Raw genomic sequence first — 21,408 nt, forward strand, 5'->3', positions numbered from 1 at the left:
GGCCGTGACCCACCCGTTCCCGGTTCTCTTCATCCATGGGCTGTGGCTGCACAGCACGTCCTGGCAGCCCTGGATCGACCTGTTCCGTAAGGAGGGCTATGCGCCGTCCGCGCCGGGCTGGCCCGGCGACCCCGACACCGTCGAGGAGGCGCGTCAGAACCCGGAGAGCATCGCCGACCGCGGGATCGACGACGTCGTCGACCACTACGCGGCGATCATCCGCGGCATGGAGGCGCCGCCGATCCTCGTCGGCCACTCCTTCGGCGGCATGATCGCCCAGAAGCTCCTCGGCCAGAACCTGGCGGCGGCGGCCGTGGCGATCGACGCGGCCCAGATCAAGGGGGTCCTGCCGTTGCCGCTGTCCGCGCTGCGCTCGACGCTGCCGGTGTTCAGGAACCCGGCGAACAAGCACCGCGCGGTGTCCCTGACCGCCGAACAGTTCCGCTTCGCGTTCGGCAACGCCCTGACCGAGAAGGAGTCCGACGCACTGTACGAGCAGTGGACCATCCCCGCGCCGGGCAAGCCGCTGTTCGAGGCCGCCGCGGCGAACTTCAACCCCTCCTCGCCGGCCAAGGTCGACACCGCGAACTCCGGGCGCGGCCCGCTGCTGCTGATGTCGGGCGGCCAGGACCACACCGTGCCGGAGACCGTCACCCGCGCCACGGTCAAGCAGTACCGGCATTCCGAGGCCGTCACCGAGTTCCTGGCCTTTCCCGACCGCGGGCACTCGCTGACCATCGACAGCGGCTGGCGCGAGGTGGCGGACGAGGCGCTGGCCTGGCTGCGGCGACAGCACCTGGAGGCCCGACGGTGACCGCTCCCGCCTTCGACCTCGGCCTTGCCGGTCAGCGCGCCGTCGTCACCGGCGCCGGCCGGGGCATCGGCCTGGCGGTCACCGAGGGGCTCCTGGCAGCGGGGGCCCGGGTGGTCGCCGGGACCAGGAACCGTACCGAGGCACTCGACGCCCTGGTCGCGAAGGGCGCCGAGCTGACCGTCGTCGAGGTCGACCTGGCCACTCCTGGCGGCCCGGGCACGCTCGTCGCCGCCGCGGCCGAACTCCACGGCGGGCTCGACGTCCTGGTGAACAACGTCGGCGCGGTACGACCACGGGTCGACGGCTTCCTTGCCACGACCGACGCGGACTGGGACTGGACCTTCACGACCAACCTCATGAGTGCCGTCCGCGCCACCCGCAGCGCGCTGCCGCACCTGATCGCCACCGGGGACGGCCGCATCGTCACGGTCTCCTCGGTCAACGCCCGGCTTCCCGACCCACTGGTCATCGACTACGGCGCCGCCAAAGCGGCCCTGGTCAATTTCTGCAAGGCGCTGTCCAAACAGGTCGGGCCGCAGGGTGTGCGCGTCAACTCGGTGAGCCCCGGCCCGGTCGAGACCTCGCTGTGGAAGGGCGCCGACGGCGTGGCCGCCACGGTCGGGGCCAGTACGGGCCTGGCCCCCGGCGCTGTCGCGGACACCGCCGCGGCGCAGGCGGTCACCGGCCGTTTCACCCTGCCCTCCGAAGTGGCCGGCCTGGTCGTGTTCCTGGCCGGCCGGCGTTCGGGCAACGTCACCGGGGCCGACTTCGTCATCGACGGCGGCATGACCGACGCCCTCTGATCCTGCCCCCGGACTGACCATTCACCACTCACCAGTCGCAACTCACCTTGGAGCACCGAGTGAGATTCCCCCTGCCCAAGAACCGTCGGCTGTTCGGCATCGTCCTGGCCGTGGTCATCGCCCTGGGCACCGCCACGACGACCGCGGCCCCCGCGGCCCCCACCCCCGTGTCGGCCCCCACCCCCGTGTCGGGCTCGAGCGCCGGCGAGCGGCTGCCCGCCGGGTTCAGTGAGCACAAGACCCGCGTCGCCGGCATCGGCCTGCACTACGTCACCGGGGGCCACGGACCGACGCTGGTGCTCCTCCACGGCTACCCGCAGACCTGGTACGAGTGGCACGACGTCATGCCGGCCCTGGCCGCGCACTACACCGTCATCGCCCCCGACCTGCCCGGCGCCGGCCAGAGCGACGCCCCGCGCTCCGGCTACGACAAGAAGACGATGGCCGCCCAACTGCACGCCCTGCTGGTGTCGCTCGGCAAGGACAGCGACGTGCGGATCGTCGGCCACGACATCGGCACGATGGTCGCCTACTCCTACGCCGCGCAGTACCCGGCCACAGTGAAGAAGCTCGTCCTGAGCGAGGCCCCGATCCCGGACCTCAGCATCTACAAGATCCCCTCGCTGACCGCGCGAGGCCCCGGGGTGTGGAACTTCGGATTCTTCAACCTGGCCAGCGGCCTGCCGGAAGACATGATCAAGGGCCGCGAAGTCGCCTGGACCGCAGGCTTCATCGGCGGGTTCGAGGGCGTCCCCGGCGCGGTGAGCCCGGCCGACATCCGGGTGTACGCCCACTACTTGCGCGATCCCGCCCACATGAGGGCGAGCCTCGCCTGGTTCCGCGTGTTCCCACAGGACATTCGCGACAACGAGCAGTTCCAGAAGGTCCCGCTGCGGATGCCGGTGCTCGCCATCGGCGCCTCGGGAAGCCTCGGTGAGGCCGTGGGGGACCAGGTCGAGCAGTACGCCTCCGACGTCAAGGGGGTCACCGTCCCGGACTCCGGCCACTGGATCTACGAAGAGCACCCCGAGGAGCTGACCGCCATGCTGCTCGACTTCCTCGGCCGGAACTGACCGCCCCGACCCGCCCCAACGGCCCACCGCCCCAGGAGCGTCGATGATCAAAGGATTTCCCTCCTTCGAGGCCACCCCCGCGCGTGAACCGTTCTGGTTCCTCGGCGGGCAGGCCCGGATCCTGCTTCCGGGCTCCGCGACCGGCAACGCCGTGAGCCTCATGGAGTTCTCGGACCCGACCGGCCACGCGCCGCCGCAGCATGTGCACGAGAACGAGGAAGAGCTCTGGTTCGTCCTGGACGGCGAGGTGTCGTTCTTCGTCGGCGACGAGCGCCATGACCTGACCCCCGGGCAGGTGGCCCACGGCCCGCGCGGCGTGCCGCACAGCTACCTGGTCCGCTCCGACGGAGGCGCCCGGCTCGCGGTCGTCTTCAGCCCGGCCCGCATCGAGGAGTGGTTCAGGGCCAACGGGACCCCGGTCGCCGAGGCCGGCGACCTGCCGCCGGCCTTCGACCTGACGGCCGTCGTGGCCTCGGCCGAGGCTTTCCGCCTGCGCGTCACCGGCCCGCCGCCGACCCTGTGACCCGGCCCTGTGATCCGGCCCACTGATCCGGCCCTGCGACCCGTACCTGCGACGCGTACCAGTGACCCGGCCCTCTGACCCGTACCCGTACCCGTACCTGGTGTTCCACGGCCCACGGCCCACGGCCCACGGCCCACGGCCCACGGCCCACGGCCCACGGCCCACGACCCACGACCTCTGAGGAGATCGAGATGACCGACATCGCGCCCGCGCCGCCCCGCGCCCGGCCTCTGTGGCGCCGTAGAAGCGTCGTGATCCCCGCACTGGTGGCCGCCCTCGTCGCCATACCGGCGAGCTCCCAGGCCACCCCGAGCACGTCGGGCACAGTGGCCGCGCACCCGGTCAAGCCGACGATCGTCCTGGTGCACGGCGCCTTCGCCGACTCCTCGAGCTGGGACGGCGTCGTGGCCCGGCTGGAGCATGAGGGCTACCCGGTCGTCGGCGTGGCGAACCCACTGCGCGGCCTGGAAGGCGACTCCGCCTACCTGTCCAGCGTCCTCGACACCATCCCTGGGCCGGTGGTCCTGGTCGGGCACTCCTACGGCGGCGCGGTCATCACCGACACGGCCGCCGATCACGCCAACGTCAAGGCGCTGGTCTACGTCGCGGCCTTCGCGCCCGACCAGGGCGAGAGCGCACTGGAGATCACGGGTGGGCATCCGGGCAGCCAACTGCCGTCGGCGCTCGTGGTGCGGGCGTTCCCCGGCGGGCAGGACGCCTACATCGATCCGGCTTCCTTCCGGAAGGTCTTCGCCGCGGACGTGCCGTCCCGCGAGGCCCGCCTCATGGCCACCGCGCAGCGCCCGGTCGCCCTGGCCGCGTTGGGGGCGCCCAGCAGCGCACCGGCCTGGCGGACCATCCCGTCCTGGTACCTGGTCGCGGGCGCCGACCGGGCCATCCCCCCGGCGGCGGAGAAGGCCATGGCCCAGCGCGCCCACGCCCGCACCGTGACCATCCCGGGTGCGTCGCACGCCGTGACGGTCTCCCACCCAGGAGCCGTCGCGGACCTCGTCGAGGCGGCTGCCCGGGCCACCAACTGACCCGGCGCCTACTGATGGGCGGGACCACGCGAATACGTGTGGTCCCGTCGTCTCCTGTGGGTAACTCCTGTGGGTAAGCGGACCCCTACTCCGGGGCCCGCGACCACCGGCTCGTCCGGAGTCGGCCTCGGACCCGGCGATGACGGTTGGCGCCTTGGTCGGAGGGACGTGTCGGGCCGCCCCCCAGCGAACGGTGAACGCGGTCGGCTGGAGGAGGGCTCCGGTGGTGCGGCTCCGCCCGGCCTCAGCCCTCCTCGCTCAGCACGGAGCGCAGCCGCCGCCGGGAGGTGATGTCGAGCTTCCGGAACACCTTGTTGAGGTGGTACTCGACGGTCGACCGAGTGACGAACAACCGAGCCGCGATCTCGGCGTTCGTCGATCCCGCGGCGGCCAGGACGGCGATCCGCCGCTCCTGCGGCGTCAGTTCGTGGCCGGTGTGCGAAGTTCGTTTCCGGGCGCGCTCGCCGGTGGCCAGCAGTTCGACCCGCGCGCGCTCGGCGAAGGCATCCGCGCCCATGCACCTGAACATCTCGTGCGCGGTGCGGAGTTCGATCCGAGCGTCCGCGCGTCGCCTGCGCCGGCGAAGCCATTCGCCGTGGAGCAGGTGCGTCCGCGCCAGGTCCGTCCGCACCCGCGTGCGGCCGAGCAGGGTCACTGACTCCGCGAAGAAGGCCTCGGCCTGCTCGTCGTCGGCCATCAGCGCCCGGCAGCGGGCCAGCAGCCCCAGAGCCCAGTCCGTACCGGCCAGCGGCGCGCGCTCCTCCAGCCGTCTGAGGGCCTCCTTCGCTTTGCGGTGCTCACCGCAGCGCACCGCGGCCTCGACGAGGTCCGGCAGTACGCGGGGGACGGCTCCGGCGTTGTCGTGGGCGAAGGCCACGTCGGCGTGGGCCACGGCCTCGGCGTAGCGTCCGAGGCTGAGCTCCAGCACGGTCAGGCAGTTGCGGGCCCAGTCGCCCAGGCCACCGTGCGCATGGCGCGTCGCCAGGTCGCGGACGAGTGCCTCCGCAGCGGACCGGGCCTGCGTTTCCTGGCCTCGCCATGCCAGTAACTCGACCCGGAAGGCCAGGCCCGACGGCTGGCCTATGACGGCCGCGAGGTCCTCGGACTCGTCCAGGCAGGCCGTGGCCGCGGCGAACCGGCCGGCCCGCAGCTCCCAGGTGGACCGGACCAACAGGGTGGACCGCAGCGCGCCCAGTGCGCCGATGCGGCGCTCGTGCACTTCGAAGAGCCTGGCGGCCTCGTCGCCCGCCTCGTCGTCCCAGATTTCCTCGGCGGCATAGAGAGCGAGTGCCGCCAGGCGTACGCCGTGTTCGGTCACCTCGCTCTCCCGGCCCACGGCGGCGAGCGCTGCCCGGAGCACGGGGACCGCCGGGGGATAACCGCTGTGCACCCGCAGGGCGAAGCCTCGAAGGAGGAGATCCGCGCCGGTCGGCGCTGCGGGCCGCAGGGCGGGCGAGGCCAGGGCCGCCGCACCGAACTGCTCGAGCGCGACCGGGTCGTGGTCGCTGCACAGTGCCGCGAGAAGGCCTTCCATCAGCATCGACCGGGCCAGGGCGGGGTCGGAACCGGCCACCGTGTCGGCCGCGGCCATGAGCCGCGACAGGACGCCCCCGATGCGCTCGAAGTAGATGTCGGTCGTCGCCCTGGTGTGCAGAGCCCGGGCACAAAGCATGGGGTCGCCGGAAACGAGGAGCGGATCGGCCTGTTCGAGCATGGTCTGCGCCGTGGCCGGGTCGCCGAGGACGAGGTGGGCCCGGGCGGCTGCGACGAGCCGGACCGCCCGGTCCGCGACCGACAGCCGCGCCGCACGGGCCAGGAACGCGGCCTGCGCGGCGTAACCTCCCCGGGCCCGCGCCAGTTCCGAAGCCGCGTCGAGCTCATCGGCCACTTCGTCGTCGAGCCCGATCGTCGCTTCCGCCCGGTGCCAGGCCCGGCGCTCGGGGAGCCGGAGCCGATCGCTGGCCGCGGCGAGCGCGGCGTGGACCCGGCGGCGCTCGACGGCGTCGGCGCCGCCGTACACGGCCGACCGGATGAGCGGGTGGCGGAATTCGATGCGCTGGTCGTGGATGAGTACGCCGACTGATATCGCCGCGTCCGCGGCTGTGGCGGGGACGCCGAGTTCGCCGGCGGCGCACCACAGGAGCAGCGCGTTCTCGGGCGCCGCCGCCAGGAGTACCAGGAAGGTCCGGGTCTCGTCGGGCAGGCCCTGGATCAGCCGCCCGAAGTGGTTCTCCAGGCGGGCTCCGACCGGGAGCGGCTCGCGCAGCGGCGCCGTCCCGGCGAGGTGGGCCGGGCTGAGCGTGTCGGCGCTCTCGATCAACGCCAAGGGGTTCCCGCCGGTATCGGCGATGATGCGCGCGGACACCGCCGGGTCCAGCCGGCCGGTGACGTTCCGGCCGAGCAGCTCGTGCGCGTCGGCGTCGGCCAGGCCGCGTACCGGCAGGACGACGAGCCCTTCGAACGCCCCCGGCCCGGGCATGTCCTCACGGCCGGCGACGACGAGACCGACGGCTTCGGCGCCGAGCCGGCGGCCGACGAACGCCAGTGCGTCGCGTGACTCGCGGTCGAGCCACTGCAAGTCGTCGACCAGGCACAGAAGAGGTTGTGCCGAAGCCGCGTCGGCCAGCAGCGTCAGGGCCGCCAGGCCGATGAGGTAGCGGTCGGCGGGCGGTCCGGCGAGCAGCCCGAAAGCCGAGGCGAGGGCCTCGTGCTGGGGAGCCGGCAACGTGTCGAGGCGGCCCAGGAACGGACGGAGCAGGCGATGCAGTGCCGCGAAGCCCAGCTGCGCCTCGGACTCGACCCCGGCAGCCCGGACGACGCGCAGGTCCGTCGAGACCTCCGTCAGATGGTCGAGCAATCTGGTCTTGCCGATGCCGGCTTCGCCGACGAGGACCAGAGCCGCACTCATGCCGTCGCGGACGCCTGCCAGCAGGGTGGTCAGGACCTGCAGTTCTTCGTGCCGGCCGATGAGCGGAGTCCGGCGGGGACGGGCGCCGACCGGGAGGTGTCCTGCCATGGTTCCCAGAGAAGCACTCAGCTCCCCGGGGGGACCCTAGGGACGGACCCTAGTCCGGTCGCCGACGTGTCTCGGGCTGCTGCGTCCGTAGTGATCCCGCCAGCTGGCGACGGGATGATATGCCGAGTTTGGTGTAGATGTTCGATAGGTGGTACTCCACGGTCTTCTGGCTGATATAGAGCTCTGCCGCGGCCTCCTGGTTCGTCCGCCCGCCGGTGACGAGGTGTGCCACCGACAGCTCTCGCTCGGTCAGGGCCGGCGCATGACTGCGGGCCTGTGCGGGGGCGGTGAGCCCGATCGCTGCCAGGTCCGCGTCGCAGCGCTCCAGGAACGGTGCGGCCCGCAGTGCGCTGAACCGGTCGCGGGCCGACTTGAACCATTTCGCGGCCTCACGGCGGGAGCCGGAACTGGTCGCCACCAGAAGCCTGCCGTAGCCGTGCTCCAGCATCGCGCGGAACAGGGGAGCGGTGTCACCGCCCTCGTCCGGCGCCCCGGTGACGGCGTGTGCGTAGATCGCCAGCGCGTCTCGCGGCCGCCCCTGGGCTTCGGCCAGTCGGCCGCCGAGCCGGGCCAGGACGACCCGCAGGTACCCGGTACCGTCGTAGCCCGCTCGGAGGTCGTCCAGCGCGAGGGCCGCGGTGACCAGTTGTCCGGTTCCGGTCAGCGCTTCGACCAGCAGCGACTGCTGCCACAGCCAGAAGGGCTTGAACCGAAGGCGGATCCTCTCGTCTCCGTCCGCGGCCTCGCGGTCGATCAGCGGTTCAAGCGACCGCAGCATGGCCGCGTGGTCGGCCCTGGCCTGCGCCAGCATCGCCTGGGCCAGCGCGGCGTAGACGGTCTCCGTCCGCGGCGACCCCAGTGTCTCGGTGACCCGGCTCAGGGTGTCGGCATGACCTTGCGCGGCCTCCCACTGTCCGCGGCCGGCCTCGACACACACGGCCGCGAACCAGGCCGCCGCGTCACCGAAGACATGGTCCTGGATCGCGGCGATCGCGAGCGCCCGATCCGTCGCGGACTCGCTGGCGTTCCAGTCGCCCGCCAGATATTCCAGGACCGCCAGCATCGACAACGACAGATGGCTGAGTTTCGACCCCGCGCCTTGCTGGTCGCGCCGGGCCACCGTCGCCAGATCGGTGCGCGCCGCGGGGAGCCGGCCCAGGAACAGATGCATGACTCCGCGGGTGGCCAGCGTGTCGAGTTGGTGGTCCGCCGCCTCGGCGGCCACGGCGGGCAGGTGCGCCACGTCCAGCAACGCGGCGCGCGGCCCCTGGTCCCACATCCGGCCGGTCGCGAGCACCGCCCGGGTCAGGTCGGACGTGGCGGGGTCGAGGTCGCCGGTGGCCAGTGTCTTGCCGGCGATGTCCACGGTCTCGGCGCCGCGGCCGTGCCGGATCGTGACGACGGTCAGGAACGTCCCCGCCAGGACGGCGGTCCAGGCCGAACCAGGATCGGCGAGCGCCTCGCGCCAGGCCTCGGTGAGCCGGGCCTCGGCGGCGACGAACCGGCCGTCCAGCAGGTCCATGACACCAAGGACGCAGGTGCGCAGGGCTCCCGGCGCGCACTCCTCGACCCGCGGTCTCAGCTTCACGGCGGCCAGCGGCTGCATGGTGAGCAGCGACTGGGCGCAGGCGGTCAGCAGACGCCGTTCCCGGTCCGCGCGGTCGACGGACAACGACGAGGCCCACAGCAGGCGCGTGGCCGCCAAGGCGTTGTGGCCGACGACGGCCTCGGCATACGCGGACCGCTCCAACTCCGCGGCCAGGGCGGGATCGGTGGACGTGGCCGCGGCGACCCGGTGAGCCCAGGCCGCGGCCGTGCCGACCGCGCCCGCGGCGGCGGCATGCAGGGTGCGGCGGCGCTCCGGATCGATCGCGTCGTAGACGGCGTCCCGCTGGAGAGGGTGCGTGAGGGCGACAGGGCTCTGCGGTTCGGTCGGCCACCATCGCGCGAGCCCGGCCGTAAGAGCTGGTTCGAGTGCGCGGACAGGGTCCAAAAGCGCGGCTGTCTGCGCGACGGTCACGAGGGGAAGCCGGGTGTCCAGCACCGCCATCGCTTCGAGGAGCGCCACGGAATCCGGGGGAAGGCGGTCAAGGAGAGACGTGACGCCGACCCGGAGTGTGCGGGCGATCGGCCACCGCTCCACCGCCTCGTCCTGGAGCGTCGGGACCGGCACCTCGGCCAGAACCGTCCGCAGGTGCAGAGGGTGGCCCCTCGTGTAGCTGTGCAGACGCTCGACGAGGCCCGGCGCAGGACGGACATCGACCAGCCGCCGGACCACCCGCGCCACATCGTCCTTGTCGAGCCCGCCGATCTCGACCCTCACCGCCCGGTCCAGGGACCGGACCAGTCTGTCGAGCGTCTCGAGTGTGCGCTCCGCGTCCGACCGGGTCAGCAGAACGGTCAGCACGCGGTCCGCCCAGAGCCGGCGGAGCGCGAACCCCAGCACCTGCAGCGACAGCGGATCGGCCCAGTGAACGTCGTCGACGACGACGGCGACCGGGCCCCGGGACTCCTGCAGCGCGCCGAGCAGCAGCAGTAACTGGCCTCCGATGGCGTGCGGCGACACCCCGGCCATGCTGTCCTGAGCCAGCAACGGGAACGCGGCCACCACGTCGCGGTCCACTCGCCGCGTCAGTTGGCTGACCACACCGCCGGGGAGGTCGGTCTCCGACGGATCGCCGGTCGCCCACAGGACCGTGAAGTCCCGCAGCGAAGCCGCCGTCCGACGCGCGAGAGCGCTCTTGCCGATACCGGCCTCGCCCTCGACGACCGCCAGCCACGCCTCGCCGTCGCGCGCCTTGGCCGCACAGGCCACGAGCTGGTCGGTTTCACGAAGGCGACCGACGAATACCTCGCCCTGGCCGTCTGCGGTCGCACCCGCCGTGCTGAAGGCCCCACTCATGGTTCGGTCTCCCAAAGACGGTCGGCCGGTGGGGCGGCGCGAGCGCGAGCGGGATCATACTAACGATGCTCCGAGCTGCTGGGGCGGTTGCGAACCGCCGAATCACCCGTGTGCGGCGCGTAGTTCCGCGGATCGCGTCGTACGGGGGCCGGCGGGGCGCAGGTGAAAGGGCCGTTTTCGAACGGTCCTTTTCTGTTTTCGGCCCGCTCCCAGGGGGCGCGGGAGCGGGGTCGGGTGCGGCGGTGCCCGAACCGAGGCGCCAACACCACGTCAGGAGCGCCCGCGCGCCCGCGAGCCGGTTCGTCCTTGCGTGCAATCTGCGTGCGAGGACGGGGCTCGGGATCGAGAAGCCGGACGAGTGGACGGGCGACGACCGGGACGGTCACCGCGGGCAGGTGCCGGCCCACCTGCTGCTGCGGGCCGCGCACCGGGCGCGGGTGTCCGATCGCGGCGTCGACGACATGGCGGCGCTGGTCCGAGCGGCGATGCCGACGCAGGGCAAGGGCGAAGAGTCGCTCCGTGCCGCCGCCCGCAGTACGTGAAAACGCCCCTGGCGGCGTCGTTGATCAGGAAGAATGGACCGCGATGACATCCTCGGACGGCGGCCGGGACGCGCCTGACCTCACATCCCTCTCGCCCTTCACGCCCTTCACCCACCTGACCGTTCCGCACTCCGCCCTCTACCGGGACATCATGGCGGCGTTCCTCGCCGCCAAGGAGCGGTTCGCCGTCCATCTGCGGCCCGAGGACGTGTACGCGGCGCTTTCGCCGGAGCGGCGGCCCGGCGAAGTCGAGGCTGTCGGCAAGGCGCTGGACGCGCTGGTCGGGTGGGGAAATTTGCGGGCCGACCCGGACACCGCTCGGGTCACGGCGGTCGAGGACTTCTACCGCAAGCGTTTCATCTATCAGCTCACCAAGGCGGGTGAGGCCGCCGAGGAGGCGCTCGCCGTGTACGGGGACGCGCTCGGGCGGCGTGGTGCGCTGCAGGCCGTGGCGCTGCATGACATCGTCACGCAGCTGCGGGCGCTGCTGGTCCTCGCGGCCGAGGACGCTCCGGACCCGGCCAAGGTGCATCTCGCGCTCGATGCGCTGAGCAGCCGGTTCGCCGCACTCGCGGAGAACGCTCGCGCGTTCATGGGGTCGTTGCAGCGCACCATCGATCTGCACGAGATCGAGGTCGATGACTTCCTCGCCTACAAGGACCGGCTGATCCAGTATCTGGAGCGGTTCATCCAGGACCTGATCACGTTGGGCGGACGCATCGCCCGTCTGATCACCGAACTCGATGAGTGCGTCGAGCCGTTGCTGCGCATCGCCGCCGCACGCGAGGCCGCCGACGCCTCGCCCGGTGAGGCGGAGTACGCGGAGAAGGCCGCCCTCGATCGGTGGCGCGGGCGCTGGTCGGGGCTCGGGGCCTGGTTCCGTTCCGAGGAGGGGCGCGAGGCGCAGGCGCGGCTGCTGCGCGGCCGGGCCCTCGGAGCCATCCCTCAACTCCTGGCTGTGGTACGGGTGTTGAACGACCGGCGCAGCGGGCGGTCGGACCGCTCCGCCGATTTCCGGACGCTGGCCCGTTGGTTCGCCGAAGCGGACGGCGACGACGAGCGGCATCGCCTGTGGCGCGTCGCCTTCGGACTGTATCCGGCCCGGCACCTGACCATCGATGCCGATACGCTCGCCGCGCGCGACGCCACCCCGGTGCCACCCGTCACCCCCTGGGCAGCCGCCACACCCCTGCGGATCAGCCCGCAGTTGCGGCGCACCGGCAGCTACGAGCGGCGCGGCAAACCCCGCCGTGTCGCGGACCGGTCGGCCGGGCGGCGCCGGCTCGCAGAGATCGCGGCGCGCCAGAACGCTGAGATCTCGGCGGCCCGCGAGCGGCTCGTCACCGACGGGGAGACACGCCTCTCGGAGCTCGGCGAACTCGACCCGGTGGCGTTCGGCCTGTTTCTGCAACTGCTCGGTGACGCCCTCGCGACCTGGCGGCCCGGGATGACCCGGACCGTCGCCACCAGCAACGACGGCTCGATGGAGATCAGGCTCGCGCTGCTGCCCGGCGACACCGTAGCGGAGATCCGTACCCCGCACGGCACCCTGCGCGGCCCCGACCACCGCGTGCGCATCGTCGACCTGACGGAGGTGCGCGGGCGATGAGCACGCCACTCGCCGAAGTACTCGACGGGCAGCGCGACGCGGAACTGCGCCGCGCCGCCCGCGCCCTGCTCAAACGGCCACTGCTCCTCGCCCACGGCGGGTACGCGGACGAGTTCCGGCTGGTGCGCCGCCACGCGGCCGAGCTGCGCGAGTGGTTCGAGCGGAACACGGGCTGGGGGCTCCAGGTCGACGCGGAGTCCGCCCGGCTGCGCAAGACGCCGGGACGGCTGGACGACGCCGGCCACCCGGCCCGCGAGACCAACCGCGCACAGGCTCCCTTCACCCGCCGCCGCTACGTCCTGCTCTGCCTCGCTCTCGCCGCTCTCGAACGCGGCGAGAACCAGACCGCGCTCGGGCGGCTCGCCGACCACATCGTCCAGGAAGCCTCCGACCCCCGACTCGTGGCCGCCGGTGTCGAGTTCACGCTGGAGCGCCGGGACGAGCGCCTCGACCTCGCCGCCGTCGTCCGCCTGTTGCTGGAGCTGGGGGTCCTGCGGCGGGTCGCCGGGGACGAGGAGGCGTACATCAGTGGAGCCGGTGACGCCCTGTACGACGTCGAGCGGCGCGTCCTCGCCGGGTTGCTCGCCACCCGCCGGGGGCCCTCCACCCTGACCGTCGCCTCCCTCGACGCGCTGACCGCGGAGAGCGGACTCGACACCGACGAGCTGCGCTTCCGCGCCATCCGCCACCATCTGACCCGCCGCCTCCTGGACGACCCGGTGCTCTACTACGACGAGCTGAGCGACGCCGAACTCGCCTACCTGACCAAGCAGCGGCCGTTCATCCTCGCGCGGATCAACGAACTGACCGGCCTGGTCGCCGAGGTGCGCGCAGAGGGCATCGCGATGGTGGATCCGTCCGACGACCTCACCGACGTACGGATGCCGGAGCAGGGCACCCACGGGCATGTCACTCTGCTGCTCGCCGAGCACCTGGCGGGTGTGCGGCGTCCCGTTCGCGACTCCGAACTGCGCAGTCGTGTACGGGCGTTGGCGGCCGAGCACGCCGGATTCTGGTCGAAGTCCGCCAAGGCGCCCGGCGCCGAGGCCGAACTCGTCGAGCAGGCGCTCGTCAAGTTGGCCGCGCTCGGCCTCGTCGACCGTACCCCCGAGGGAGCCGTCGCCCGCCCCGCTCTCGCCCGGTACGCCGTCGGTGCCACGGTCGTTGTCGAAGCCGCTCCACGAAAGGCCCACCAGCAGTGACCGTACCCCGTACGCTCCCCGCCCCTGCCCGCACCCGCTGGCAGCCCCTGCGAACCGGACTCGTCGACCTCTTCTACTACGACGACGAGGAGTTCTGGTTCCGCGACGGGAGGCTTCTGCTGCGCGGGAACAACGGCACCGGCAAGTCCAAGGTCCTCGCCCTGACCCTGCCGTTCCTGCTCGACGCCGACCTCGCCGCGCGCCGCGTCGAACCCGACGGCGACCCGAAGAAGCGCATGGAATGGAACCTGCTGCTCGGCGGCGAGCACCCGTACCCCGAGCGGCTCGGCTACACCTGGATCGAGTTCGGGCGGACCGACGAGGCGGGGCGAGTCCATTTCCGCACGCTGCTGTGCGGACTCAAGGCAGTGGCCGGCCGTGGCATCGCACGCCACTGGTTCGCCGTCACCGAACAGCGCATCGGCGAGGAGCTGTCCCTCCTCGACGCGACCGGCACCGCGCTCGCCCGTGACCGCCTCGCCGAGGCGATCGCCGGACACGGCATGGTCTACGACCAGGCGGGGGCCTACCGCAGGGCCGTCGACGAGGCACTGTTCGGCCTCGGTGAGCAGCGGTACGGGGCACTGGTCGACCTCCTCGTGCAGCTGCGGCAGCCACAGTTGTCGAAGCGGCCCAACGAAGCGGCCCTGTCCAAGGCGCTCACCGAGGCACTGACGCCGATGGACCAAGCCGTCGTCGCCGATGCCGCCGACGCGTTCCGTTCACTGGACGAGGAGAAGGACGAGCTGGCCGCCGCCGTCGAGGCACAGCGCGCGGCGGACGCCTTCCTGGAGCACTATCAGCGGTACGCGCGCGTGGCCTCGCGCCGCCGGGCCCGGCTGCCGCGCACCGAGCACGCCCGTTACGAGCACCTGCACCGCGAACTGGCCCAGGCGCAGGATGAGCGGGCCACGGCCGAGCAGGAGCGGGAGGCGGCCGAGGAGCGCGGCGCCGCACTGGAGGAGCAGGCCGCGCGGCTGCACGCACAGGACGCGGCGCTCCGCGCCGGACCCGAGATGCGCAGCGCCCGGGAGCTGGAGCGCGCCGCCGGGGAAGCGGTGCGCACGGACGAGGCGCGGCGACAGGCCGAGGCCGACCGCGAGCAGGCCGCGCGCACCCACACCCGGGCCCTCGAACGGCTTGCCGCCGACCGGAACAGGCTCGCGGCGGCGGGGGAGCGGGTGACAGGCACCCTCGCGCAGGCACGGCAGGCCGCGACCGCGGCGGCCCTCGACGGTGAACCGCGTACCGAGGGCGGTGCACTGCCCGAACTGCGACGTGCGGCGGAGGAGTCGGTGGACCGCCGCCGCCGTACCGTCGACCACGTCGACCAACTGATGGTCAGCGCCGAGCGGGCCGCCGCCGAGCGGACCACCGCACAGAACCGGCTCGACGAGGCCGCCACCGAACTCGGAGAGAGTGTCCAGCGGCAGCAGCGCGCCGAGCGGTCGGCGGCCGAAGACGGACACGCGTTGCTGGGACGGGTACGCGAACATGTCGACCGCTGCGTCGAGTTGGCTGTCCCGGACCCGGTCGGGCTGCTCGACGAGTTGCAGGACTGGGTCGTCCATCTGGAGGGCCCGTTCCCTGCGCGGCGCGAGGCGGAAGCCGCTCATCGAACGGCGAGCGGGCACCTCGCCGACCGCACCGCCGAACTGGGCCAACGGCAGGAGCTGACCGGCGAGCGGGTGCACGCGGTACGTGCCGAGCTGGAACGGCTGGAGTCGGGCGGCCAGCGCGGGCCCGAGGCGCCCGCCACCCGCACACCGCGCGTACGGGACGGCAGACCCGGCGCGCCGCTGTGGCGCCTGATCGACTTCCGCGAGCACGTCGGTGAGCCCGGGCGGGCCGGACTCGAAGCCGCACTCCAGGCCTCGGGACTGCTCGACGCCTGGGTCCTCCCCGACGGGACGGTCCTCGGCGCCGACGGTCACGACGTCCTGCTCGCCCCGTCCGCACCCGTGACCGGGGCCGTACTCGCTCAGGCTTTGCGGCCCGCTGTCGACCACGGGGACCCACGCGCCGTCGCGGTCGGCGAAACGGTGGTGGAGCGGATCCTGGGCGCTGTCGGTCTCGGCGAGGGTGCCGGCACAGTCGGCACGTGGGTCTCCTACGACGGGCGCTTCCGGATCGGCGCGCTCGCCGGAAGCTGGGCGAAACCGGCCGCCGAGTACATCGGCGAAGGAGCCCGCGAAGAGGCACGGCGCGCCCGCATCGACGTACTCCGCCAGGAACTCGGTGCGCTGGAAGCGGAGTTGACCGGCCTGCAGGAACAGCGGGCGGCGCTCACGGGGCGGCGACGGGTGCTCGACGCCGAGCTGGCCGCGCTCCCCGGCGACACCGCGCTGCGGCAGGCCCACGCCCGCGCCGCGGCCGCCATCGACGACACCCGGCGCGTCCGTGAGCGGCACGCCGAGCGAGCCGATCGGCTTGCCACCGCCGTGCGCGGTGCCGAGCAGGAGGCCGCCGTCCTGGCCGAGACCGCCGCGGACCTCGGGCTGCCCGCCGAGCGGTCCGCGCTCGACGCGGTGAGCCGGGCCCTGACCGACTACACCGTCGCGCTCGCCGCCCTGTGGCCCGCCCTGCGAGAGCACTCCGCGTCCAAGGACGCCGTGGCGGCGGAGCAGGCCGAGGCCGAGCGGGCCGGCGCTCGCACCGCCGAACTCGCCGCGCGCACCGAGGAGTCGACCCGTGCGGCGGCCGCTGCCCAGGAGCACCACACCACCCTCCGCTCCACCGTCGGCGCCGCCGTCGCTGAACTGGAGCGCCTTCTCACCGACACGGCCCGCGCCCTCGACGACACCGGTCGGGCTCTGCGCGCCGCACACGACGCGCGCACCTCGGCGGACCGGCGCGCGTACCGTGCCGCCGGCCGTATCGAGCAGTTGGAGCAGGACGTTACCCAGGCCACGGCCGCCCGCGCCGACGCCATCGTCACCCTTCAGCGGTTCGCCGCCACCGGACTCCTCGCCATCGCGCTGCCCGGCCTCGCCGTCCCCGACCCGGCGGGTGAGCCCTGGGCCGCGACCCCCGCCGTGGCCCTCGCGCGGGCCATGGAGGCCGAGCTCAGCCGCACCGACGACTCCGACGCCGCCTGGGAGCGCGTCCAGGGCCTGCTCAACGCCGAGTACAAGAAGCTTCAGGACGCCCTCTCCCGGCACGGGCACACCGCCTCCGCCCGCATGGTCGAGGACGGCATGGTCGTCGACATCGTCTACCAGGGCCGCGAGCGCGCCGTGCCCGAGCTCGCGACCGCGCTCGCCGTCGAGGTCGCCGAACTGCAGCGGATCCTGTCCGCACACGAGCGGGAGATCCTGCAGACCCATCTGCTCATCGAGGTCGCGGGCACGCTCCAGGAACTGATCGGCGCCGCCGAACGACAAGTGCAGGAGATGAACCGGGAGCTGCAGGAGAGGCCCACGTCCACCGGAATGCAGCTCCGCCTGGTGTGGCGGCCCTCGCGCAAGGCGCCGCCCGGCCTGGGCCAGGCGAGGGAGCGGCTGCGGCAGTCGGCCGACGCCTGGACGCCCGAGGAACGCACGGCGGTCGGGGAGTTCCTGCAGGAGCAGATCGCCCGGCACCAGTCGGGGGACGCAGCGGGCAGCTGGCTGGAACATCTGACCGCGGCGCTCGACTACCGTGACTGGCACGAGTTCGCCATCGAGCGCCGTCAGCACGGCCGCTGGGTACCGGCGACCGGTCCCGCATCCGGCGGCGAACGCGTCCTCGCCGTCTGCGTTCCCCTGTTCGCCGCCGCCTCCTCCCACTACGCGAGTGCCGCGAGCCCGCACGCGCCACGTCTCGTCACCCTCGACGAAGCGTTCGCCGGGGTCGACGACGACTCCCGCGCCAAGTGCCTCGGTCTGCTCCACGCGTTCGACCTGGACGTGGTGATGACCAGCGAACGCGAATGGGCCTGCTACCCGCAGGTGCCCGGCGTCGCCATCGCCCAGCTGTCCCGCGTCGACGAGATCGCTGCCGTACTCGTCACCCGCTGGGAGTGGGACGGCACTGCGGTGGCCCGTGGCACCGACCCGCGGGCGGACGCGCCACCGACGGCCGTCGATGAGGGACTGTGGGCGTGACAGTGGACCTGGAGCGACTCCGACGCCTGCTCGGCACCGGTGAGCTGACCTGGTTCGTGGACCGGGCCCGGCGGCGTATGGCCCGAGAGGAGCTGTTGACCGGGCCGGTCACCCTGACCGCGCCGAGCCCGGCCCAGCGCGCCGCGGTCGAGCGACTGCTCGGCCGTTCCCCGGGGGCGGGGCGATCTCTGAGCGTGCGCTTCGAGACGGTGGACGCCGTCCTGCGCCGCTCCGGCATCAGCCCCGACGGACTCGCTCCCGCGTTGATCGCGCTCGGCGGTCCCGTCGAGGCGGTCCGCACAGCGCGCGAGCGCGAGGACCGGGCCTGGCGGACCGCGTACGCGCCCCTCGCCGAACTCGCCACACGCGCCGGCGGCACGCTGGCCGAGTGGGCGGAGCGGCTGCCCCGCGAAGGGCTCGTACGCCGCCTGTCCCCGACGCCGGCGGATGCAGCGGCCATGGTCGGCCGGGCTGTACGCGCGCTGCAAGCGCTGCCCGCCGAACCCCCCTGCTCCCTCAGCGCCTTCGCCGCCCGTGTGCTCGGCGACGCCCACGCCCTCGACGACGGAAAACCGCTGGCCACCGTCCTGCTCTCCGGAGTACGGGCGCTCACCGGGCGCGACCGGGAAAGCGGTGCGCAGGGGCGTCGGTCCGCATGGGCCGCGGTCGGGCTCCTCAAGGACGACGTCTCCTCGACCGTGCTCACGCTGGGCCTGCGCGGTACACCGGCCCTCGACTGGCATGCGGACGCGGGCGAACCGGCCGTCCTGACCCTGCGGCAACTGAGCCGGCATCCACCGGCCCTCCAGCACGCAGAGCTGCGGATCTGTGAGAACCCTGCCGTCCTGTCGGGTGCCGCGGAGGCGTACGGACAAGACTGCCCGCCCCTGGTCTGCCTCCAGGGCCAGCCCTCGGCAGCCGCCCTCACCCTGCTCCGCCAAGCGCACTCGCAGGGGATCACCCTGCACTACCACGGCGACTTCGACTGGGGCGGCGTCAGAATCGCCGCCGGACTGCTGCGGCACGTGCCCTGGCAGCCATGGCGCTTTCGCACGGCCGACTACCGTGAGGCAGCCCACCGCCCCGACCTTCCGCCGCTCACGGGGCCGCCCGCGGCGGCGCCATGGGATGCGGAGCTGGCACCCGCGCTGCGGAAGCTGGGCGTACGTGTGGAGGAAGAGACCGTCCTCGACGACCTGCTCGGAGATCTGGACGCGCAGCGGGCGACCCCTGAGGACGCCGGAGAGCGTCCGGACCGCCCTGTCATGGGTGCTTGACCGAGGTGAGCGGCGGCGGGCCCGGTGGAGGCGGGAGCGGATGGTGCCCACGGGGCGGGGAAGGGTTTCGGCCAAATCTTCGTGAAGTGACCCGGGAGAGCGCAGAAGTGAGCTGAGCGGTCCGTCGTTCGTACCCGCGGCCCGTCGCCGAACACCTGGCGACGGGCCGCTTTCACGTCTCCACAAGGCCCGGACCAGCGGCTGGCGGGCATCGGTCGGACGTCTGCGGCGCTCGCTTACACGCTCCGACAGAAGGACGAAAGACCCCGCGACTAGCTTCTCGCTCTGTCGGCGGCCGCGGAGTTGCAGGGACGCGGCGCCACACGACGAGACAACGAGAGCGGCGCGTGAACCGCCGCGCTTCACGGGAAGGGGGTGCCCGCAGATGACGGTGACGACACATGGCTCCGCTCGACGTCCGGGCGACTTCGAGCAGCGGCTGCGCTTCGACGAGCCGTTGGAACGGGCGCTGGTGCACCGCCATGCGGCCGACGAGGTCTTCGTCACCGATCATGTCGCGCTGGACGACGGCCGCTTCGCGGTCGCGGCCCGGCTGCCCTCCGCCCACCCGTACTTCACCGACGACCCGCGGCCGGGGGCGCCCCTCGACGCGATGCTGCTGCTGGAGTGCTCGCGGCAGGCCGGAACCGTGGTGGCCCACCGCCACCTCGGTGTCCCGGCGGACACGGCGTTCCTCATCGCGGAGTGGTCCATCGCCCTCGATGACGAGCTGCGCGCCCCAGCGCTCGCAGTGGGCCCCAAGGGCGCCGGCCTCGGTCCCGGTGAGCTGACGATGATCACCGAGGTGCGAGATCCGAAGCAGCGCGGCGAGGCTCTGCTCGGGGCGACGCTGCTGAGTGAGCTGTACCTCGCCGGGCGCCGGGTGGCGACCAGCACGGTGATCACCGGATACCCGTCCCGGCCCGGGTACGAGAGCTTCCGGACCCGGCGCCGCGACTCACCGGCGCCGCTCTCCGACGCCATGCCCCCGCGCCTGGGCGGTACGCCGGCGGACAGCCGAGCGGTGGGGCGCACGAGCGAGGCGAACGTCGTTCTGTCGGGGGTGCGCCGTGCTGACGGGCAGATCGTCGCGGGCCTCGATGTGCCCGTCGCGCATCCGGTGTTCTACGACCATCCGCTCGACCACGTACCGGCCACCGCCCTGCTGGAAGCCGCTCGCCAGGCCGCGCTTCTGGCAGTGGCCCCGGAGGCGGGCCCGGTCGGTGAGGCGGCAGCCGCCTGGCGGGTGAGCGCGCTGAGCGCCCGGTTCGAGCGCTTCGTCGAACTGGACAGCCCGGCGGAGGTCTCCGCGCGCGTGGAGCGCGTCAGGGACGGTCACGCCGTTCGTGTGCTCTTCGAGCAGGGCGGAGCGCTCGCCTGCGACTGCGCCGTCACCGTCTCCGTACCGCCGCTTCCGGCGGGTTCGCCGGCCGTCGCCGACGGAGGCCGGTGATGCGGCTGAGCGGGGCGTACGGACTTGTCTGCGCGGCCTGGTACCCACCGGGCCGGCAGACCGTCGAGGAGGCGCTGGCCGTCGGCGACGTGGACCGGCGTGGCGCGGCCGATCTCGGCTACACGGCGCTGCCGGTCAGCGAGGACACCGCCCCGCCGGACATGGCCGTCGCCGCGGGACAGCAGGTGCTGGGGCGGGGCGAGTGCCCGGCGCACACGCTGTCGATGGTGCTGCATGCGAGCGTGCACCATCAGGGACACGACGCCTGGTCGGCGCCGCACTACATCGCCAACCGGCTCGAGGCGCACCATGCGGTGCCGATCGGGCTGCTGCAGCAGTGCAACGGCGGGGCCATCGGGATCGAGCTGGCCGTCTCCCGGTTGCAGGGCGATCCGCAGGCTGGGCCGGCCCTGGTGACCACAGGGGACCGGTTCCTGATGCCGAGCTGGCACCGCTGGCGCACCGACTACGGCATGGCCGCGGGCGACGCGGGGACGGCGGTGCTGGTGCATCGGGGCGCGGGGCTCCCCTCCGACCTCACCCTGCACGCCCTTTCGACCACCGTCGCGGCCGAGCTGGAGGTCATGCACCGGGGAGAGGACGGACTGAACGCGGACCCGCTGGGCCACGGCCCGATGATCGACGTGCGGCGTCCCAAGCGCCACTTCGTCCGCACCTTCGGCATCGAGCACTTCACCAAGCTCGCCCACGACCGGATCCGGGAGGCGGTCGGCGAGGCGCTCGCCTCCTGCGGCCTCGCCCCGGACGATGCGCGGCTGCGCCACGCCGTGCTGCCCCGGCTGGGCAGCAAGGCGATGGCGGAGGCGTACGTACCGTCCCTGGCGGAGTCCGTCTCCGCGCCCCTGCTGGATCTCGGGCGGGCCACCGGCCACCTGGGAGCCGGTGATCTGAACGCCTCGCTGGCCGACCTGGCCACCGGCGACTGGCTGCGGCCCGGGGAGTACGCCCTCGTGCTGAACGGCGGTGGGGGTTTCACCTTCACCGCGGCCGTGGTCAGCCGTACGGACCCGGCTGCCTGACTCCGCTTCGAAGAGACCACCCGGACGGC

Annotated in this window: 14 protein-coding genes; 12 read left to right on the top strand and 2 right to left on the bottom strand. The window is 72.9% G+C overall.

Annotated features, from left to right (window positions below; genetic code table 11):
- The first annotated feature begins 4 nt into the window (after positions 1-4).
- The 5 genes from ACH4RC_RS04005 to ACH4RC_RS04025 all read left to right on the top strand — a co-directional run bounded on the left by ACH4RC_RS04005 (position 5) and on the right by ACH4RC_RS04025 (position 4,253).
- Positions 5-814, top strand: a complete 810-nt coding sequence (locus tag ACH4RC_RS04005; protein ID WP_398195703.1) for an alpha/beta hydrolase — start codon at positions 5-7, stop codon at positions 812-814.
- Positions 811-1,617 carry an SDR family NAD(P)-dependent oxidoreductase gene (locus ACH4RC_RS04010; RefSeq protein WP_398194755.1) on the top strand — a complete coding sequence of 269 codons (807 nt, stop codon included), beginning with the start codon at positions 811-813 and terminating at the stop codon, positions 1,615-1,617. The genes ACH4RC_RS04005 and ACH4RC_RS04010 overlap by 4 nt, the downstream gene beginning before the upstream one ends.
- A 59-nt stretch (positions 1,618-1,676) precedes the next feature.
- Positions 1,677-2,690 (top strand): alpha/beta fold hydrolase, encoded by a 1,014-nt coding sequence (locus ACH4RC_RS04015; protein WP_398194758.1) that lies wholly within the window; start codon positions 1,677-1,679, stop codon positions 2,688-2,690.
- A gap of 43 nt (positions 2,691-2,733) precedes the next feature.
- A complete protein-coding gene (locus ACH4RC_RS04020) occupies positions 2,734-3,213 on the top strand; it encodes a cupin domain-containing protein (protein WP_398194760.1) in 480 nt (159 codons plus the stop codon).
- A gap of 191 nt (positions 3,214-3,404) precedes the next feature.
- Positions 3,405-4,253 carry an alpha/beta fold hydrolase gene (locus ACH4RC_RS04025; protein WP_398194762.1) on the top strand — a complete coding sequence of 283 codons (849 nt, stop codon included), beginning with the start codon at positions 3,405-3,407 and terminating at the stop codon, positions 4,251-4,253.
- A gap of 244 nt (positions 4,254-4,497) precedes the next feature.
- Here ACH4RC_RS04025 and ACH4RC_RS04030 read toward each other — a convergent pair whose 3' ends face one another.
- Both ACH4RC_RS04030 and ACH4RC_RS04035 read right to left on the bottom strand, forming a co-directional pair.
- Positions 4,498-7,269, bottom strand: a complete 2,772-nt coding sequence (locus tag ACH4RC_RS04030) for a helix-turn-helix transcriptional regulator (protein ID WP_398194764.1) — start codon at positions 7,267-7,269, stop codon at positions 4,498-4,500.
- Between the two features lie 49 nt (positions 7,270-7,318).
- Positions 7,319-10,171, bottom strand: coding sequence for an AAA family ATPase (locus ACH4RC_RS04035; RefSeq protein WP_398194766.1), 2,853 nt, complete (start codon positions 10,169-10,171; stop codon positions 7,319-7,321).
- 242 nt (positions 10,172-10,413) lie between these two features.
- Here ACH4RC_RS04035 and ACH4RC_RS04040 point away from each other — a divergent pair, with 242 nt between their 5' ends.
- From ACH4RC_RS04040 to ACH4RC_RS04070, 7 genes are all read left to right on the top strand, one after another.
- Positions 10,414-10,713 (top strand): hypothetical protein, encoded by a 300-nt coding sequence (locus tag ACH4RC_RS04040; protein WP_398194769.1) that lies wholly within the window; start codon positions 10,414-10,416, stop codon positions 10,711-10,713.
- 43 nt (positions 10,714-10,756) lie between these two features.
- On the top strand, positions 10,757-12,322 hold the full coding sequence (locus tag ACH4RC_RS04045; protein ID WP_398194772.1) for a TIGR02677 family protein: 1,566 nt from the start codon (positions 10,757-10,759) through the stop codon (positions 12,320-12,322).
- Positions 12,319-13,524, top strand: a complete 1,206-nt coding sequence (locus ACH4RC_RS04050) for a TIGR02678 family protein (RefSeq protein WP_398194774.1) — start codon at positions 12,319-12,321, stop codon at positions 13,522-13,524. Before ACH4RC_RS04045 ends, ACH4RC_RS04050 begins: the two co-directional genes overlap by 4 nt.
- Positions 13,521-17,609, top strand: coding sequence for a TIGR02680 family protein (locus tag ACH4RC_RS04055; protein WP_398194776.1), 4,089 nt, complete (start codon positions 13,521-13,523; stop codon positions 17,607-17,609). The genes ACH4RC_RS04050 and ACH4RC_RS04055 overlap by 4 nt, the downstream gene beginning before the upstream one ends.
- On the top strand, positions 17,606-18,886 hold the full coding sequence (locus ACH4RC_RS04060; protein WP_398194779.1) for a TIGR02679 family protein: 1,281 nt from the start codon (positions 17,606-17,608) through the stop codon (positions 18,884-18,886). Before ACH4RC_RS04055 ends, ACH4RC_RS04060 begins: the two co-directional genes overlap by 4 nt.
- A gap of 385 nt (positions 18,887-19,271) precedes the next feature.
- Positions 19,272-20,339: a ScbA/BarX family gamma-butyrolactone biosynthesis protein gene (locus ACH4RC_RS04065; protein ID WP_398194782.1), complete on the top strand. Its 1,068-nt coding sequence runs from the start codon at positions 19,272-19,274 to the stop codon at positions 20,337-20,339.
- Positions 20,339-21,379 carry a 3-oxoacyl-ACP synthase gene (locus ACH4RC_RS04070; RefSeq protein WP_398194783.1) on the top strand — a complete coding sequence of 347 codons (1,041 nt, stop codon included), beginning with the start codon at positions 20,339-20,341 and terminating at the stop codon, positions 21,377-21,379. Before ACH4RC_RS04065 ends, ACH4RC_RS04070 begins: the two co-directional genes overlap by 1 nt.
- Positions 21,380-21,408 lie beyond the last annotated feature (29 nt).

The organism is Streptomyces sp. NPDC016845 (assembly GCF_044332585.1).
Lineage (GTDB): Bacteria > Actinomycetota > Actinomycetes > Streptomycetales > Streptomycetaceae > Streptomyces.

Excerpts from the sequence above, each read along its gene's own strand:
- ACH4RC_RS04020 (WP_398194760.1), top strand. The coding sequence starts at position 2,734 with ATGATCAAAGGATTTCCCTCCTTCGAGGCCACCCCCGCGCGTGAACCG.
- ACH4RC_RS04025 (WP_398194762.1), top strand. The coding sequence starts at position 3,405 with ATGACCGACATCGCGCCCGCGCCGCCCCGCGCCCGGCCTCTGTGGCGC.
- ACH4RC_RS04030 (WP_398194764.1), bottom strand. The coding sequence starts at position 7,269 with ATGGCAGGACACCTCCCGGTCGGCGCCCGTCCCCGCCGGACTCCGCTC.
- ACH4RC_RS04035 (WP_398194766.1), bottom strand. The coding sequence starts at position 10,171 with ATGAGTGGGGCCTTCAGCACGGCGGGTGCGACCGCAGACGGCCAGGGC.
- ACH4RC_RS04045 (WP_398194772.1), top strand. The coding sequence starts at position 10,757 with ATGACATCCTCGGACGGCGGCCGGGACGCGCCTGACCTCACATCCCTC.
- ACH4RC_RS04050 (WP_398194774.1), top strand. The coding sequence starts at position 12,319 with ATGAGCACGCCACTCGCCGAAGTACTCGACGGGCAGCGCGACGCGGAA.
- ACH4RC_RS04065 (WP_398194782.1), top strand. The coding sequence starts at position 19,272 with ATGACGGTGACGACACATGGCTCCGCTCGACGTCCGGGCGACTTCGAG.
- ACH4RC_RS04070 (WP_398194783.1), top strand. The coding sequence starts at position 20,339 with ATGCGGCTGAGCGGGGCGTACGGACTTGTCTGCGCGGCCTGGTACCCA.